Genomic DNA, 16,656 nt, shown 5'->3' with positions numbered 1-16,656 from the left:
GGGTATGACACTTTGGACCGATGATGCGGACGACGAATCGGCCGGCCCGACGAGGTCGGACCGGCCGTTGGATCGTGGCTCGCGCGGGTTCAGTTCACTTCGGACGTCGTCCAGCGGGCGGACGCGTTGGAGACCGGCACGGTGTCGCCGACCAATGTGGTCAGCGCCTGGGTGTCGCGTTGCGCGCTGGTGCCGACCCAGAGTTCGACATCGCCGGGCTCCACGACCCGGGTGAGGGTGCGGTCGGAGAAGGCCAGCCGGGTGGTGGGCACGGTCAGCTCGACCGTGACCGACTGCCCCGGCTCCAGCCGCACCCGGCGGTAGCCGAGCAGCTGCGCCACCGGCCGGGTCACCGAGGCGACCAGGTCGTGACCGTAGAGCTGGACCACGTCGTCGCCGACGACCGGGCCGGTGTTCGTGACGCGTACGGACACCCGCAGCGCGCCGTCGGTCGGCACGGTGGCCGGCACGGTCAGGTCGGCGTGCTCGAACGTCGTGTATGACAGGCCGTGACCGAACGGCGCCGCGGGCGTGGCCGCCAGATTCGTCACCTCGCTGCCTTCGCCCAGGGTGGGATGCAGGTACGAGTAGGGCTGCGCCCCCGCCGGGCCGGGCAGGCTCACCGGCAGCCGGCCGGACGGGTTCACCCGCCCGGAGAGCACGCCGGCGATCGCCCCGGCGCCCTCCTCGCCGGGGAAGAACGCCTGCACCACCGCCGCGCACCGGGTCAGCGCCCAGCCGACCGCGTACGGCCGCCCGGTGAGCAGCACCAGAACGACGGGCGTACCGGTGGCCAGCACCGCCTCGACGAGGTCGCGCTGGACGCCGGGCAGTTCGAGGTCGTCGCGGTCGCAGCCCTCGCCGACCGTGCCGCGCCCGAAGAGCCCGGCGTGGTCGCCGACCACCAGGACGGCCATCTCGGCCGCGGCCGCGGTGGCGACCGCCTCGTCGAAGCCGGACCGGTCGTCGTCGTCCACCGCGCAGCCGCGCGCCCAGCTGACCAGGTCCGCGCCGAACTCGACCCGGAGGGCGTCGAGCATCGTCGGTACCTCGATGCCGGTCTCGACGTCGGGGTGCTGGACGAGCACGTGGTTGAGGAAGGAGTAGCAGCCGAAAAGCGCGTTCTGCCGGTCGGCGTTCGGGCCGATGACCGCGACCCGTCGACCGGCCGGCAGCGGCAGCGCGTCCTGGTTGGCGACCAGGATGATCGACTCTTCCGCGAGGCGGCGGGCGATCGCCCGGTGCGCGGGCGAGTCCAGGTCGATGTCGGCGGGTGGCCCGTCGGTGAAGGTGGCGTCGAGCAGCCCGAGGTCCAGCTTCTGGCGCAGCACCCGCAGCACCGCCCGGTCCAGGACCGCCTCGTCGAGCCGCCCGGACCGGACCGTCTCCCGCAGGGTCAGGTACGCGTCGCCGGTCGGCAGCTCGATGTCGACCCCGGCGGTGAGCGCCTGCACGGCCGCCTCCGCGTGGTCGCCCGCGACGTGGTGCAGCAGGTTCAGGAACGCCACCCCGAAGTAGTCGGCCACCACGGTGCCGTCGAAGCCCCACCGGTCCCGCAGCAGGCCGGTCAGCAGCGTCGGGTCGGCCGCGACCGGCACTCCGTCGATCTCGGCGTAGGAGTGCATGACCGAGCGCGCGTCGCCGTCCAGGACCGCCATCTCGAACGGGACCAGCAGCACGTCGGAGATCTCCCGAGGGCCGGCGTGCACCGGCGCGAAGTTGCGCCCGGCGCGGGAGGCGGAGTAGCCGACGAAGTGCTTCAGCGCGGCGTGCACCCCCTGCGACTGCAGACCGCGCACGTACGAGGTGCCGATGGTCCCGACCAGGTAGGGGTCCTCGGAGATGCACTCGTCGACCCGGCCCCAGCGCGGGTCGCGGATCACGTCGAGCACGGGCGAGAGACCCTGGTGTACGCCCAACGCCCGCATCGACTCGCCGATCACCGCGGCCATCTCGGTGACCAGGTCGGGGTCGAAGGCGGCGCCCCAGGCCAGCGGGGTGGGGAAGGTGGCCGCCTTCCACGCCGAGAGCCCGGTGAGGCACTCCTCGTGGACGATCGCTGGGATGCCCAGGCGGGTGCCGGTCACCAGGTCCGACTGGAACTTCCACAGCCAGGACGCCCGTGCGGCGGCGTCGACGGGACGGGTGCCGTAGGGCCGGGTGAGATGGCCGAGCCCGTGCCGGGAGAAGTCCTCGAGCCTGGCGTTGTCGCCGAACTCGCCCTGCATGGGCGCGACGGCCTCGCCGTCCTCCTTCTCCCAGAAGCCGACGACCTGCGCGATCTTCTCCTCGACCGTCATCCGGCCGAGCAGTTCTCGGACGCGTGTCTCGCCGTCGGGCCCGTCCGGCCGGTCGTGGTCCGGACTTGCCTGGGCCGGTGCCGGCCCGTCCACGACCCCGCGGACCTCAGTCATGCTGTGCCTTTCCGTTTGTTGTACCCGTGTTGGTGCCGCCCGCGGGTCAGCCCTTGACCGCGCCCTGCAGGCCGCCGACGATCTGCTTCTCGGCGAAGGTGAAGAAGAGCAGGGCCGGCAGCATCGCCAGCGAGGTGAAGGCGAGGATGCCCGCCGTGTCGGAGGTGTACTGGCTGGAGAAGTTCTGCACGCCCAGCGGCAGCGTGTGCAGGTCGACGTCGCCGAGCACCAGCAGCGGCAGGAGGAACGCGTTCCAGCTGGTCACGAACGCGAGGATCCCGACGGTGACGAGCGCGGGCCGCGACAGCGGCAGCATGATGCGCCACAGGAAGCCGAGCCGGCCGGTGCCGTCGATGGCGGCGGCGTCCTCCAGTTCGCGGGGGACGGCCGCCAGGAACGGTCGCAGGATCACGATCGTGAGCGGCAGCGCGAAGGCGACCTGCGGGAGGATCACCGCGAGGTACGAGTTGACCAGGTTCAGGTCGCGCAGCATGAGATAGAGCGGCAGGATCGCCGCCCCGGCCGGGAAGAGCAGGCCCAGGGTGAAGAAGGTGTAGAGCACCTCGCGTCCCCGGAAGGTGTACCGGGCGAGCACGAACGCGGCGCAGACGCCGAGCGCCACGACGCCGAGAGTCGTGCCGAAGGCGATGACCGCACTGTTGACCGTCTGTCCCCAGAAGCCGCTCTGGGTCAGGACCCGGACGTAGTTGTCCATCACCCACGGGTCGGGCAGCCCGGCCGGGTCCGCGATGATCTGCGGGGTGGTGCGGAAGCCGCCAACGATCACGTAGACCACCGGGGCGATGGAGACCCCGGCGACGGCGAGCGCCAGCGCGTAGGTGAGTGGATTGCCCCACGACACCGGACGGCGCGAGGGGCTTCGGACGGTGGTAGTGGCCACGTTAGTTCGCCCTTCTGGTGATGGCGCCCTCGATGTCTCGACGGAGCAGGAAGCGCTGGAACAGCACGGCCGCGACGAACGAGATGGCGAACAGGATCACGGCCACCGCGTTGCCGTAGCCCCACAGCCGGGCGAAGAATCCGTTGTCCACCATGTACGTCGCCATGGTCGCCGAGGCGCCGAGCGACCGGACGGCTGGCACCGAGGTCACCCAGATCACGTCGAAGACCTGCAGCGAACCGATCATCGACAGGAACATCCAGATCCGGAACGTCGGACCCAGCAGCGGGAGCGTGACGTGGCGCTGGGTCTGCCACCAGCTCGCCCCGTCGATCGCGGCCGCCTCGGTCAGCTCCTGGGGCACGTTGGAGAGGCCGGCCAGCAGCAGGATGATGGCGAATCCGACGTACTTCCAGGTGAGGACGAACAGCAGCGTCCAGATGACGAGGTCGAGGTCGGCGAGCCAGGGCCGGACCAGGCCGCCGAGGCCCACCGACCGCATCAGCGCGTCGACCGTGCCGCCGTCGGTGAGGATCAGCTTCCACATGATGCCGGCCGTGACCTCGGCGAGCACGTAGGGCACGAACACCAGGAGCCGGAAGATGGTGCGGCCGCGGAACTGCCGGTTGAGCAGCAGGGCGATGCCGAGCGCGATGGGGCCCTGGATCAGCAGCGACCCGACCACGATGACGGCGTTGTTGCGCAGCGCGTCGATGAAGATCGGATCCTGGAAGGCCAGGACATAGTTGTTGAAGCCGACGAAGTCGGTCGGGGGTCCGACTCCCCGCCAGCGGAACATGCTGTAGTAGACGGCGAAGCCCATGGGGACCAGCACGAACATCACGTAGACGATGACCGCAGGCGTGGTCAGCCCAATGATTTCGTACCATTTGCGGCGGTTCTCGGCTGCCCGGGACGACTTCCGGGATTGCCGGAAGCCCGCCGGCGGCGCGGAAGCGCCACCGGCGGGGTTCAGGGTCTGGTTGACGGAACTCACTTGGCTGCGGCCGCCTTCATGGCCTCGACGACCTGCTCGGGCGTGCCGTTGCCCGCGAAGATGGCGACGATCGCGTCGTTCATCGCGTTGCCGACGGTGCTACCGAAGGCCGTGTCCAGCCAGAGCTGGACGTAGGTGGCGTTGCTGGTGGCCTCCAGGATCGACTGCAGCGAGGGGTCGGCGACGCCGGACTCCGCGCCCTTGGCCACCGGCAGACCGGTGCCGGTCTCGGCGTAGCCCTTCTGCACCTCGGGGCTGACGATGTACTTCAGGAACTCGACGCACTCGGCCGGGGCGTTCTTGGCGCAGGCGAACCCGTCGCCACCACCGAGAGCCGCCTTCGGGTCACCGGCGGAACCGGTGAGCGCCGGTACCGGGAACCAGCCGAGGAAGCTCTTGAGCTTCTCCGGGTCCTCGGCGATCGTCTCCAGGGTGCCCCGGTTCCAGTCGCCCATCAGCTCCATCGCGGCCTTGCCGTTGGCGAGCAACCCGTTGGCGCTGGTCGGGTCGTTCTGACCCGGCGTGGCGATGAAGTTGTCCTGGAACGGTTCGGTGTCGATGAAGGTCTTCAGGTCCTGGCCGGCCTTGACGAAGCACGGGTCGTCGAAGGTCAGGTCGACCGAGGCCTTCTTCAGGGTGTCCACCGAGCAGGCGCGCAGCGCGAAGTTGTACCACCAGTGCGCCGCCGGCCACTTGTCACCGGCGCCGAGGGCGATCGGGACGACGTTTATCGCCTTGAGCTTGGTGACCGCCTCGTTGAGCTCCTCGAACGTGGTCGGGGGAGCCGCGATGCCCGCCTGGGCGAACATGTCCTTGTTGTACCAGATGCCCTCGATGCCCATCCGGTACGGCAGACCGTACTGCTTGCCGTCGGCCTGCCAGATCTCGACGGCGCTGCCGATGTTCTCGACCTCCGCCGTCACCTCGTCGGTGATGTCCTTGAGGTAGCCGGCCTCGACCTGCTCGCGGAGCTCGCCACCGCCCCACGCCTGGAAGATGTCCGGCGGGTCGTTGGTCAGCAGGGCGGCGGGGAGCCGGGTGCGCTGGAGCTGGTTGGTCTCGATCGCCTCGATCTCGATCGTGACGGTCGGGTGCAGCGCGGAGAAGTCCTTGGCGACCTTCTCCCAGTAGGTCTTGCCGGGCCCGTCCTGGGAGGCGTTGTGCCACCAGGTCAGGGTCACCGGGTTCTCGTAGAGTTCGCCCTGCGAGGGCTCCTCCTCGCCGCCGCCACCACAGGCGGTGGCGAGGAGGGCGGTGGTCATGAAAAGCGCTAGGACGGCGCCTGCGCGGCGCGGAATCGCCATGGATGTCTCCTCGACTAGTCAGTCGCGGTGCTTGGCCTGCCGGCGAGTTTTACAGCCACGTAACGCGGTGTCAATCGGTATCGATAACGTTTTCGACTACATCCTGACGGGCCCCCGTACGCCCTCTATCATCGTCGGCGTGGAGTTCTCGCAGCGTGTCAAGATGTCGGACGTGGCCCGCACGGCCGGCGTCTCGGTGGCGACCGTATCGAAGGTCGTCAACGGCCGGTACGGCGTGTCGCAGGCGACCGTCGAGCGCGTCCAGCGGGTCATCCACCAGCTCGGTTACGAGGCGAGTCTGGGCGCCCAGAGCCTGCGCAGTCACCGCACCAACGTGCTCGGCATCCTGGTCGCCGAGTTCGAGCCGTTCTCGACCGAGCTGCTCAAGGGTGCCTCCCGGGAGGTCGCCGGCACCGGCTACCAGCTGCTGGCCTACTCCGGCGGCGACGGCGACGGGTCCGGCGTCGGGTGGGAGCGCCGGTCGCTGGCCCGGCTCTCCGGCACGCTCATCGACGGGGCCGTGATCGTGACGCCGACCGTGGTCGAGACCAAGCAGGGCTTCCACGTGGTGGCCGTCGACCCGCACACCGGCCCGTCGGGTCTGCCCACCGTCGATTCCGACAACTTCGCCGGCGCCGTGCTGGCCACCACCTACCTGCTGTCGCTCGGCCACCGCCGGATCGGGCACATCAGCGGGCGGCCCGACCTGGAGTCGGCCCGGTTGCGCGAGGCGGGCTTCCGCAAGGCGATGGCCGACGCGGGCGTACCGGTCGACGAGCGCCTGGTGCGCGTCGGCGGGTTCCGGATCGAGGGCGCGGCGGACACGGCCGCGGAGCTGCTCGGGCTGCCCGACCGCCCGACCGCCGTCTTCGCCGGGAACGACCTCTCCGCGATCTCGACGCTGAACGTCGCCCAGGCGATGGGGATCGCGGTGCCCGACGAGCTGTCCGTGATCGGCTTCGACAACGTTCCGGAGTCGGCGCTCGTCAATCCGCCGCTCACCACGATCATGCAGCCGTTGCAGCGGATGGGCGCCGAAGCGCTGCGCCTGCTCGTCGACCTGATCGGTGGCGTCGAACGCGACACCCACATCCGGCTCCCCACCGAGCTGGTGGTCCGGGCGTCCTGCCGCCCGATCTCCGCCTTTCCGGTGGTGCCCGCGCCGGTGTCCCCGCCGCCGGCACCGCAGGTGTCTCCGCCGCCAGCGGCGCCGGTAACGGCGGCCGGCGCCTGAGCCCGATGGCCGGGCGGCGCCAACCCGGGGGAGTGACCTCGGCGCGCTCGGGACACGGTTCGACGGCAACGTCGACCTGACCGCCTATCGCCACCGGGTGCACGACCACTGATTTGCACCGACCAAGTGCAGCACAATGCGTGATTCAAACGGTTCAATGCCGAAATTCCAACGCCGACAGCCATTTTGAATGCGGAGAACGCGGCTAACCCGGGTCAAATGCTCAATTACCACCCGCACCGACGTGATCTTCGCCGCCCCCCTGACTGCGGGTGAGCCCCAGCCCAGGCCGGGCGGGGTGCGGTGGACCCGGCACCGGTGGCCGGACATCGGCCGAAATTTGCATCGGCACTAATCAATCCCTAAAGTGATCCTATGAATGTGCCGGGCCGCTGGCGGCTACCGGGCAACGCCGCCATCACCGTTGCAGCATCAACATCGTTTGGGGAGCACAGTACATGAGAAAAGATCAGGCTGGATGGTCGCGGCCGCGCTGGCGGCGGTCAGCCAGAACCATCATCGCCACGGCGGCGGCCGCCGCAATCGCCGTGCTCACCATCGGAGCCACGCCGGGGCCGGCAGCCGCGGGCGGGACCTCCGTCGAGCGGGTCGCGCTGGCCGCTGCGGTGCAGGCCAGCGTCGCCACCGGATACTCGCACTCCTGCGCCATCCCGACCGACGGCAGCCTCTGGTGCTGGGGCAACAACTTCAGCGGCCAGCTCGGCGACGGCACCAACACCAACCGGGAGACCCCGGCCCAGGTCGGCACCGCCACCTGGGCCAGTGTCGACGCCGGCACCAGCCACAACTGTGCGGTAGCGACCGACGGAGCGCTCTGGTGCTGGGGCAGCAACAGCCGGGGCCAGCTCGGCGATGGCACCACCACCAAGCGGAACGTCCCGGTTCGGGTCGGCACGGCCACCGACTGGGCCAGCGTCAGCGCCGGCCCCAGCCACACCTGCGCCATCCGGACCGACGGCTCCCTGTGGTGCTGGGGCTTCAACCGGAACGGCCAGCTCGGTACCGACGGCTCCCCGTACACCGCGACCACCCCGCTGCGGGTTGGTACGGCCACCAACTGGGCCAGCGTCACGAGCGGTTTCGCGCACACCTGCGGTCTGCGCACCGACGGCACCCTGTGGTGCTGGGGTGACAGCACGAGTGGTCAGCTCGGCATCGGCGTGCTGAGCTACCGGACGGTCCCGACCCAGGTCGGCACCGCCACCTGGACCGACGTGGCGGTCGGCTACGCGCACTCCTGCGCGGTTCGCACCGGCGGCACCCTCTGGTGCTGGGGCGAGAACGGGTACGGGCAGGTTGGCGTCAGCGGCTCCCTCCGGACCTCGCCGGTCCAGGTGGGCACCGCCAACTCGTGGAACGGGATCACCGCGGGCGACGACACGTCGTGCGCGACCCGCACCGATGGCAGCCTCTGGTGCTGGGGCAACAACACGGCGGGCGCGCTGGGCGACGGCACGACCACCCACCGGAGCGCCCCGAACCGGGTCGGCACCGCGACCACCTGGACGAACGACATCGCCGTCAGCTACCACAGTTGCGCGGTCCGCACCGACGCCAGCCTGTGGTGCTGGGGCAACAACGTGGCCGGTCAGCTGGGCGACGGCACCACCACCGGCCGGACGTCGCCGGGACAGCTGACGCTCCCGGTCTGACCGGCACGCTGAGTCCGATGTCCGGCCGCCGCCGACGGATCGCGGCGGCCGGACCGACGGCCCGGGCCCGTGGTCCCGGGCTCAGTCGGCGGTTCGGAAGCGTTGACCGCCGCCGTTCAGGCGGTGGTTCGGATCGCGCGGACCGCCTCCGCGACACCACCGGACCACGGCGGGCCGTGGCCGGGCAGCAGCCAGGTCGCCCGGATGTCCTCGAGCTGGCGCAGCGAGGCGACCGCCTGGCGCGGATCGTCGGTGAACGGCGCCGGTTGCGGGCCGCGCTGCCCGGTCAGCACGTGGCGCGTGGTGAGCGCGTCGCCGACGAAGATCGCCTCGGCGACCGGCACGTGGATGGCGACGCTGCCCGGTGAGTGGCCCGGAAGGCCGATGATCCGGGGTGCGCCGGGCAGGTCGAGCACCTGACCGTCGTGCACCTCGACCACCTCGGTGAGGTAGGTCGTGCGGAACCCGCCCTTGCTCACCGCGTACCGGAAGAAGCCGGCGGTGGGGCCGAGCCTGAGCCGCCCCCACGAGATCTTGGGCTTGACTTCGCCGCGGGCCCGGGCGGCGTCGGCGGCGTGCACGTGGACCGGCACGCCGTGCTCGCGGCGCAGCCGCTCGGCGAAGCCGAGATGGTCGGTGTCGCCATGGGTGAGCACCACGCCCCGGATGTCGCCCACCGCTCGCCGCAGGCCCGCGAGCTCGGCGTTCAGGTCGTGCCAGTGGCCGGCCAGGCCCGCGTCGATGACGGTCACACCGTCGTCGGTGACGACGAGGTAGGCGGCCACGATGTCGTTGCCGATCCGGTGCAGGTGCGGTCCGAGCCTCATCGCGACGCCCGCCGCCGGGTTGCTATGGTAGCCATGATGGCTACGATAGTTAGCCATCATGGCTAATGTCAATAGCTATCGTGATCCCCGGAGGAGCTGGCATGCCGACCCCCGACCGGACCTCCCTCGACGAGATCATCGCGGCCGGTCGCGCCATCCTGGAGTCCGACGGCCTCGCCCGGCTGACCATGCAGGCCGTCGCCGACCGGGTGGGGGTCCGCGCACCGTCCCTCTACAAGCGGGTACGCAGCCGCGACGACCTCGTCCGCCTGATCGCCGAGGCCACGGTCCACGACCTGGGTGACCAACTGGCCGCGGTCGGCACCGGAGACGACCCGCGCCAGGATCTGGCCGAGCTGGCCCGGACCCTCCGCGCGTTCGCGCACGCCTGCCCGGCCGGCTACCGCCTGATCGTCGCACCGACCCTCGACGCCGCCCGGCCCGGCCTGGAGTCACTGACCCGCGCGGTCGCCCCGGTGATGCGGGTGGCCGCGAGCCTCGCCGGCCAGCGGCACGCGCTGGAAGCCGCGCGTACGGTGACCGCCTGGGCGAACGGATTCATCAGCATGGAGCTGGCCGGCGCCTTCAACCTCGGCGGCGACATCGACCGGGCCTTCGAGTTCGGGATCACCTGCCTCGGCGACGCCCTCGCCGGCCAGGCCCCGCCGGACCCGCCCGCTTGACAGCCCAATATCCTCTATGGACGTGACCCCCACCGCCGAGCCCGGCCAACCTGCCACCTCCCCGACACCGGTGGCCTCCCGGCGCCCGCGCTGGCCCTGGCTCATCGCCTGCGGTGCGTTGCTGGCCATCCTCGGCACGGCCACCATCGGCCTCCTCGTCGGCCAGCGGGCCGACGAGCGCGTACCGATCGCCGGCGCCGCTCCGTCCGGGGCGCCGACCCCGACCCGTGCGGCCATCGATCCGACGGTCAGGGCCCGCTGCGCGGACATCGTGGATGCGTACAAGTGGTGGCACTACTACCAGACCCTGAACGACTCCGGGACCGTCGAGGGCATCCGCTCGCTCAACTCGTCGCAGATCGCCGTTCTGACCGAGCGGACGAACATCCTCTCGGACGCGGTCCTCGAACTCGCCGACCCGAGGGCGGATCAGCTGTTGTCGGCCCTCGCCGACAACAGATCCTCCCTGTTCCGGGCGCGGATCGAGGTGGGGTCCGGCGGGCCGGTCGCACCAGACACCGCCGCCGCGGTGCTGCAATTCCAGCAGGCGGCGCGCGACGCGTACCTGATCCTTGTCGCCGAGGTCTGCACCGGCTGATCCCGTCGCCAACCATGCGCGCCGGCCGCGATGAACGTTTCGATGCGGGTTCGATGAACGGCTCGGCCGAGCATGGCCCCATGACATCAACCACCAGCGTCACCGCCCGTCGCGCACTGCGGCGGGCGTCAGTCATCCTGGTCACGCTTCTCACCGCGACGGTGGGCGTCGTGACGGTGTCGCAGTCCGCCGCGGGCGCCGCCCCGATCGGCAATTCGGTGAACCAGACGGCGTTCATCTGGAACTGCCCGACGGGCGCGCCGGCATGCTTCCCGGGTCCCCAGACGCGGGTCGGTGACGTGCGAGTGGGCGACCCGATCGCGGATCTGTGCCACGGCAACTTCGACGGCAGACTGAAGAACCTGATCTGGAACCAGACCGGCCGCGCCGGCGCCGCCGAGCGCACCGGATTCCTGTACCAGTCCAATCTGGTGTCAAGGACCCAACGCGACTCGTGTCACTCCGGTGGCGTCGGGCTCACCGCCGTGTTCCTGGGAGCCACCCAACGGCTCTGCCCGTACGCCACCTGCGGCCGGACGGGCAGCGTGCCGAGGGACAACACCAACTGGGTCCTGCGCGAGTTCTGCAACGTCGACCGGGGCGGCGTGAACTGGCGCCTGGTGGTCGCGTACAACAGGTCCACAAACGGCCCGCTCACCGCGGGCTTCGTGGACGAATCGGCCCTCGACGACCCATTCCGCCGTACGCAGGTCAACTGCGACCTCATCTGAGCGCGGAATTATCCAGAGGTGGATTGCCGTCCCATGTGCCGGGCGACCGACGAACTGGTCGCCCGGCACATCGGCAAAGCCGAACGTACGCCGCGAAGCCGACGTTGGCGATGGAAATCGGACCGGGTCCGGGTCCGGATAGACATTGGTAGCCTTCGAAGTACCGTCGAATCGGGGCCTGTTTTGTGCGGGGCAGCAGCCTGCGGCGGGCCACAATAGGAGGTACCGAATGTCGTACAGATTAGGCGTTTCCCTCGCCGGTGCGGTGCTGGCCGTCGGGGGTCTGGTGGTCGCCGGCGGGATGGGCAGTGCCGTAGCGTCGCCCGGGACGTTGTTGACCACGCCCACCCCGTCGCCGACACCGACTGTGGCGTGCCCGCCGGCGTTGCCGATCACCGGCATGGTGTCCGCGGTGACGGCCACCAGCGTGACGATCAGCTATTCGATGCTGCTCAGCCCGCCCTGCGGATACGATCCACCCATCATCGTCACCCTCTTCGCCAGCCGTTTCGACGCGGAGCAGTGGCTCGATCCGGTGGCCGAGGCGGTGTCCGGGCCGGAACGCAACGGCACGGTTACCATCGACGGACTGACCCCGGACACCATGTACTGGTACCGGTTCAGCGCGAGTGACACCCGGGACCCGTACCTGATCTCGCCGGTGCAGACGGCGCCGCTGTCGTCCTGTGCCGCGACCTTCGTGATCGACAACCGCTGGTCCGGCGGTTTCCTCGCGACGGTATCGGTGCGCAACACGGGCACCGAGGCGCTCGACGGGTGGCGGGTCTCCTGGCGGTGGCCCGGTGACCAGCGGATCGGCGCGCTCTGGAACGGCGTGGCCGAAAGCAGCGGCGCCGACGTGACGGTCCGCAACGCCTCGTACAACGCAAGCCTGGCGACGGGCGGCGCCACGAGCTTCGGCATGCTGGTGTGGGGTGGCACCGCGCCGGGCGGCATCACCCCGACCTGTACCCGCTGATCGACCACCACGACCTGGTCACCCGACCGGGCCCCTGGTGATGAGGGAACCGTCCGCGGCAAGACGCTCGGCGCGGGCGGTTCCCCACTCGCCGAGCGGCGCGAGTGCGGCGTTCAGCGTGCGGCCGTCCTCGGTAAGCGAGTACTCGACCTTCGGCGGCACCTCGCGGTGGATCCGGCGGTGAATCAGCCCGTCCTGCTCCATCTCCCGGAGGTGCTGGATCAGCATCTTCTCGCTCACCCCGGGCAGCCCACGCCGGAGTTCACCGAACCGGCGTACGCCGTGGTTGTCGAGCTCCCACAGGATCAACGACTTCCACTTGCCGGACACCACGTCTATCCCGGCGTCGATGCCGCAGAGGTAGGGCCCGCGCCGCGCGTTCGATGCCATCGCCACTCCCATGCTTACCAATAAGTAAGTATCGAACAAAATAGTGGGTACTTGTCGTTGCGATGGTACGGGCGAAACATGGTCATCGGCTCCGGGTCAACCGGAATCCGTCCACGGGTTCATCACCACGAGCGGGTTAGGACCATCCGATGACCACCAGCACCACGTTTCTCGGACCGGGCGATGGGGAGTGCGCTCTGCCTGCCAGACCACGCCTCGGTGCACCAGGGCCTCGATCCACTCGCCGGGTGCGGTCGCCGGGTTCGGGGAGCACGGCACCGCATGGATGTTCGAGTCGATGAGGAGCAACCCGTGAACGCCGGTACGCCGACTTCGGAACCGGTCACCGTCATCGGTCTCGGCCCGATGGGGCGGGCCATAGCGTCCGTGCTGTTGCGGGCCGGCCACCCGGTGACCGTCTGGAACCGTACCCCGCGCCGGGCCGCGGACCTGGTGGCCGCGGGCGCCACTCTGGCGCAGACGCCGGCTGCCGCGGTCGTTTCTTCCGACCTGGTCCTGCTCAGTCTCACCGACTACCGCGCCATGTACGAGATCTTCGGCCCGGTCGCGGCGAACCCCGACCCCACCGGTGTGCTGGCCGGAAAAACTCTCGTCAACCTGAGCTCCGACACTCCCGACGAGTCCCGCGCGGCCGCCGGTTGGGCCGGCCAGCTCGGGGCGGGCTTTCTCACCGGTGGGATCATGGTGCCGCCCCCCGCGGTCGGTCAGCCGGACGCGTACGCGTTCTACAGCGGTCCCGGGGAGCTGTTCCTCGCCCACGAGCCGGTGTTGCGGCTGATCGGCCGGACGAGGTACCTGGGCGCCGATCCGGGTCTGGCGCAGTTGCTCTACCAGGCACACCTGGACGTCTTCCTCACCGCTCTGGCGGGCCTGCTGCACGCCACGGCCCTGGTCACCGCGGCCGGCGTGCCGGCGGACGAGTTCCTGCCGGACGCGATGCGAACCCTGGCCGACATCCCGGCGATGGTGGGCGACGGGTCAGAACTGGCTGCGGAAATCGCGGCGGGGGAGTACCCGGGGGATCTCAGTACGGCCCTGATGATGGGGGCCACGGCCGACCACATCGCGCGGACCAGTGCGGCAAGCGGCGTCGACCTGGGGCTACCGAATGCGGTCAAATCACACTATGACCGGGCGATCGCCGCAGGTCTCGGCGGCCGGAACTGGACGGCACTGTACGAAGTGGTCAAGGCTCAGCGCTGACAGTCACGGTGCGACCGAAACTACCGGTCGATCTCCGAAACTATCGCTTGATAAACCAGCGTGTATCTGAAAGCCTGGGTATCCATCGATAGGTGTGAGCGTTAACACGTTGCGCTCGGCCCTGAGATGCCGGCGCAGGTCGGTCCTGACCGGCCGGAGCACCAGTCACACCACCGAACCCCACCGCACCGTCAGAAGTCGTTCCGTTACAACTTGGAGGATCTGCATGATCTCCCGGACCCGTCCCGCCGGGCGTCGACTGAGAACGCTGACCATCTCTTCAGCGTTGGCGCTCGTCGCTGCCCTCGTCGTGACGTTGCTGCCCAACCTCGCACAGGCTGCCGAGGCGACCCTCGGTGCCGCAGCGGCCCAGTCCGGCCGGTACTTCGGTGCCGCCATCACCGTGGGCAAGCTGAACGACAACACCTACACCACGATCCTCAACCGTGAGTTCAACTCGGTCACGGCCGAGAACGAGATGAAGATCGACGCGACCGAGCCGAACCAGAACCAGTTCAACTTCACCAACGCGGACCGGATCGTCAACTACGCGCTGGACCGGGGTTGGAAGGTGCGCGGTCACACGCTGGCCTGGCACTCCCAGCAGCCGCCCTGGATGGAGCGGATGGAGGGCTCCGGGCTGCGGTCGGCGATGCTGAACCACGTCACCCGGGTGGCCTCCTACTACCGGGGCAAGATCGACTCCTGGGACGTGGTGAACGAGGCGTTCGAGGACGGCAACAGCGGCGCGCGGCGTAACTCGAACCTGCAGCGTACGGGTAACGACTGGATCGAGGCCGCGTTCCGCGCCGCCCGCGCCGCCGACCCGGAGGCCAAGCTCTGCTACAACGACTACAACACCGACAACTGGACCTGGGCCAAGACCCAGGCGGTGTACCGGATGGTGCAGGACTTCAAGCAGCGTGGCGTGCCGATCGACTGCGTCGGGTTCCAGTCGCACTTCAACTCCGGCTCGCCCTACAACAGCAACTACCGCACCACGCTGTCCAGCTTCGCCGCCCTCGGGGTGGACGTGCAGATCACCGAGCTGGACATCGAGGGCTCCGGCGCCACCCAGGCCAACACCTACCGCAACGTCGTCAACGACTGCCTCGCCGTCGCCCGCTGCAACGGCATCACCGTCTGGGGCGTGCGGGACTGCGACTCGTGGCGTAGCGGCGGGACCCCCCTGCTGTTCGAGTGCAACGGCAACAAGAAGCAGGCCTACAACTCGACGCTGGAAGCGCTGAACAGCGCCACCCCGCAGCCGACCACCCCGGGCCCGACCACCCCTGGTCCGACCACCCCGGGGCCGACCCCCACGACCGGGCCACCCGGCTCCGCCGGTCAGATTGTGAACGCGCAGTCGAACCGGTGCATCGACGTACCCAACGCCTCCCGTGACAACGGCACCCGGGTGCAGCTGTACGACTGCCACACTCAGTCCAACCAGTCCTGGACGTACACCGCGAACAGGCAGCTGCAGGTGTACGGCAACATGTGTCTGGATGCGGCGGGTTCGGGTAACGGCGCGGCGGTGCAGATCTACAGCTGCCACAGCCAGACCAACCAGCAGTGGAACCTGAACTCCAACGGGACGATCAGTGGTGTGCAGTCCGGGCGCTGCCTGGATGTCTGGAGCACCTCCAACGGGGCGCAGGTCCAGCTCTACGACTGCCACGGACAGCCCAACCAGCAGTTCCGGCACAACGCCACCGGCGGTCCGACCAACCCGCCGCCGACGACCCCGCCGGCTACCACCCCTCCGGGCACCACGCCGCCGCCGGGCAACACCTGCGCGCTGCCGTCGTCGTACCGGTGGTCGTCGACGGGTGCGTTGGCGCAGCCCAGGTCGGGATGGGTGTCGCTGAAGGACTTCACCCACGCGCCGTACAACGGCCAGCACCTGGTCTACGCCACCAACCACGACACCGGCACGACGTGGGGTTCGATGAACTTCGGGCTCTTCTCGAACTGGAACCAGATGGGTTCGGCCAGCCAGAACGCGATGCCGTTCGCCGCGGTGGCGCCGTCGTTGTTCTACTTCGCTCCGCGCAACGTGTGGGTGCTGGCCTACCAGTGGGGCGGGCCGGCGTTCTCCTACCGGACCTCGACGGACCCGACGAACGTGAACTCGTGGTCGTCGGCGCAGACGCTGTTCACCGGTAGCATCTCCAACTCGAACACCGGGCCGATCGACCAGGCGTTGATCGGTGACAGCCAGAACATGTACCTCTTCTTCGCCGGTGACAACGGCCGGATCTACCGGGCCAGCATGCCGATCGGCAACTTCCCCGGCAGCTTCGGCTCCAACTACACCACCATCATGACCGACACCACGAACAACCTCTTCGAGGGCGTTCAGGTCTACAAGCTCGAAGGCGAGAACCGCTACCTCATGCTCGTCGAGGCGATCGGTTCGCAGGGCCGCTACTTCCGCTCGTTCACGGCCACCAGCCTGGGCGGAAACTGGACCCCGAACGCCACCAGCGAGAGCAACCCGTTCGCGGGCAAGGCCAACAGCGGCGCCACCTGGACCAACGACATCAGCCACGGCGAGTTGATCCGGACCAACGCCGACCAGACCATGACCGTCAACGCCTGCAACCTGCAACTGCTCTACCAGGGCCGCTCGCCCAACTCCGGCGGCGACTACGGCCTGCTGCCCTACCGGCCCGGCCTGCTCACCCTGCAGCGCTAA

14 protein-coding genes are annotated in these 16,656 nt (G+C 69.4%); 8 read left to right on the top strand and 6 right to left on the bottom strand.

Features of this window, described 5'->3' with window-relative positions:
• Positions 1 to 89: 89 nt before the first annotated feature.
• The 4 genes from O7627_RS25080 to O7627_RS25065 all read right to left on the bottom strand — a co-directional run bounded on the left by O7627_RS25080 (position 90) and on the right by O7627_RS25065 (position 5,616).
• A complete protein-coding gene (locus tag O7627_RS25080; protein WP_278095932.1) occupies positions 90 to 2,414 on the bottom strand; it encodes a glycoside hydrolase family 3 N-terminal domain-containing protein in 2,325 nt (774 codons plus the stop codon).
• A 46-nt stretch (positions 2,415 to 2,460) separates the two neighbouring features.
• Positions 2,461 to 3,276, bottom strand: coding sequence for a carbohydrate ABC transporter permease (locus O7627_RS25075; protein WP_278095931.1), 816 nt, complete (start codon positions 3,274 to 3,276; stop codon positions 2,461 to 2,463).
• 40 nt (positions 3,277 to 3,316) lie between these two features.
• Complete coding sequence (locus O7627_RS25070; RefSeq protein ID WP_278095930.1) at positions 3,317 to 4,156, bottom strand: sugar ABC transporter permease; 840 nt, start codon at positions 4,154 to 4,156, stop codon at positions 3,317 to 3,319.
• A 152-nt stretch (positions 4,157 to 4,308) separates the two neighbouring features.
• Positions 4,309 to 5,616, bottom strand: coding sequence for an extracellular solute-binding protein (locus tag O7627_RS25065; RefSeq protein WP_278095929.1), 1,308 nt, complete (start codon positions 5,614 to 5,616; stop codon positions 4,309 to 4,311).
• A gap of 139 nt (positions 5,617 to 5,755) precedes the next feature.
• Here O7627_RS25065 and O7627_RS25060 point away from each other — a divergent pair, with 139 nt between their 5' ends.
• Positions 5,756 to 6,850: a LacI family DNA-binding transcriptional regulator gene (locus O7627_RS25060; protein ID WP_278095928.1), complete on the top strand. Its 1,095-nt coding sequence runs from the start codon at positions 5,756 to 5,758 to the stop codon at positions 6,848 to 6,850.
• 458 nt (positions 6,851 to 7,308) lie between these two features.
• Positions 7,309 to 8,523 (top strand): RCC1 domain-containing protein, encoded by a 1,215-nt coding sequence (locus O7627_RS25055; protein ID WP_278095927.1) that lies wholly within the window; start codon positions 7,309 to 7,311, stop codon positions 8,521 to 8,523.
• Positions 8,524 to 8,639: 116 nt separating this feature from the next.
• Here O7627_RS25055 and O7627_RS25050 read toward each other — a convergent pair whose 3' ends face one another.
• Positions 8,640 to 9,350, bottom strand: coding sequence for an MBL fold metallo-hydrolase (locus tag O7627_RS25050; RefSeq protein ID WP_278095926.1), 711 nt, complete (start codon positions 9,348 to 9,350; stop codon positions 8,640 to 8,642).
• Between the two features lie 101 nt (positions 9,351 to 9,451).
• Here O7627_RS25050 and O7627_RS25045 point away from each other — a divergent pair, with 101 nt between their 5' ends.
• From O7627_RS25045 to O7627_RS25030, 4 genes are all read left to right on the top strand, one after another.
• Positions 9,452 to 10,033 carry a TetR-like C-terminal domain-containing protein gene (locus tag O7627_RS25045; protein ID WP_278095925.1) on the top strand — a complete coding sequence of 194 codons (582 nt, stop codon included), beginning with the start codon at positions 9,452 to 9,454 and terminating at the stop codon, positions 10,031 to 10,033.
• Positions 10,034 to 10,055: 22 nt separating this feature from the next.
• Complete coding sequence (locus O7627_RS25040; RefSeq protein ID WP_278095924.1) at positions 10,056 to 10,631, top strand: hypothetical protein; 576 nt, start codon at positions 10,056 to 10,058, stop codon at positions 10,629 to 10,631.
• Positions 10,632 to 10,645: 14 nt separating this feature from the next.
• The gene (locus O7627_RS25035; RefSeq protein ID WP_278095923.1) at positions 10,646 to 11,362 is read left to right on the top strand and encodes a hypothetical protein; all 717 of its coding nucleotides are present in this window, start codon (positions 10,646 to 10,648) and stop codon (positions 11,360 to 11,362) included.
• Positions 11,363 to 11,591: 229 nt separating this feature from the next.
• A complete protein-coding gene (locus tag O7627_RS25030; RefSeq protein WP_278095922.1) occupies positions 11,592 to 12,341 on the top strand; it encodes a cellulose binding domain-containing protein in 750 nt (249 codons plus the stop codon).
• A gap of 18 nt (positions 12,342 to 12,359) precedes the next feature.
• Here O7627_RS25030 and O7627_RS25025 read toward each other — a convergent pair whose 3' ends face one another.
• The gene (locus O7627_RS25025) at positions 12,360 to 12,731 is read right to left on the bottom strand and encodes a helix-turn-helix domain-containing protein (RefSeq protein WP_278095921.1); all 372 of its coding nucleotides are present in this window, start codon (positions 12,729 to 12,731) and stop codon (positions 12,360 to 12,362) included.
• Positions 12,732 to 13,043: 312 nt separating this feature from the next.
• Here O7627_RS25025 and O7627_RS25020 point away from each other — a divergent pair, with 312 nt between their 5' ends.
• Together O7627_RS25020 and O7627_RS25015 are read left to right on the top strand one after the other, a co-directional pair.
• Complete coding sequence (locus O7627_RS25020) at positions 13,044 to 13,955, top strand: NAD(P)-binding domain-containing protein (protein ID WP_278095920.1); 912 nt, start codon at positions 13,044 to 13,046, stop codon at positions 13,953 to 13,955.
• Positions 13,956 to 14,181: 226 nt separating this feature from the next.
• Positions 14,182 to 16,656 (top strand): non-reducing end alpha-L-arabinofuranosidase family hydrolase, encoded by a 2,475-nt coding sequence (locus O7627_RS25015; RefSeq protein ID WP_278095919.1) that lies wholly within the window; start codon positions 14,182 to 14,184, stop codon positions 16,654 to 16,656.

It is taken from the genome of Solwaraspora sp. WMMD1047 (genome assembly GCF_029626155.1).
In the GTDB taxonomy this organism is placed as follows: Bacteria; Actinomycetota; Actinomycetes; order Mycobacteriales; family Micromonosporaceae; genus WMMD1047.
This window is presented reverse-complemented; position numbering and strand designations above follow the sequence as displayed.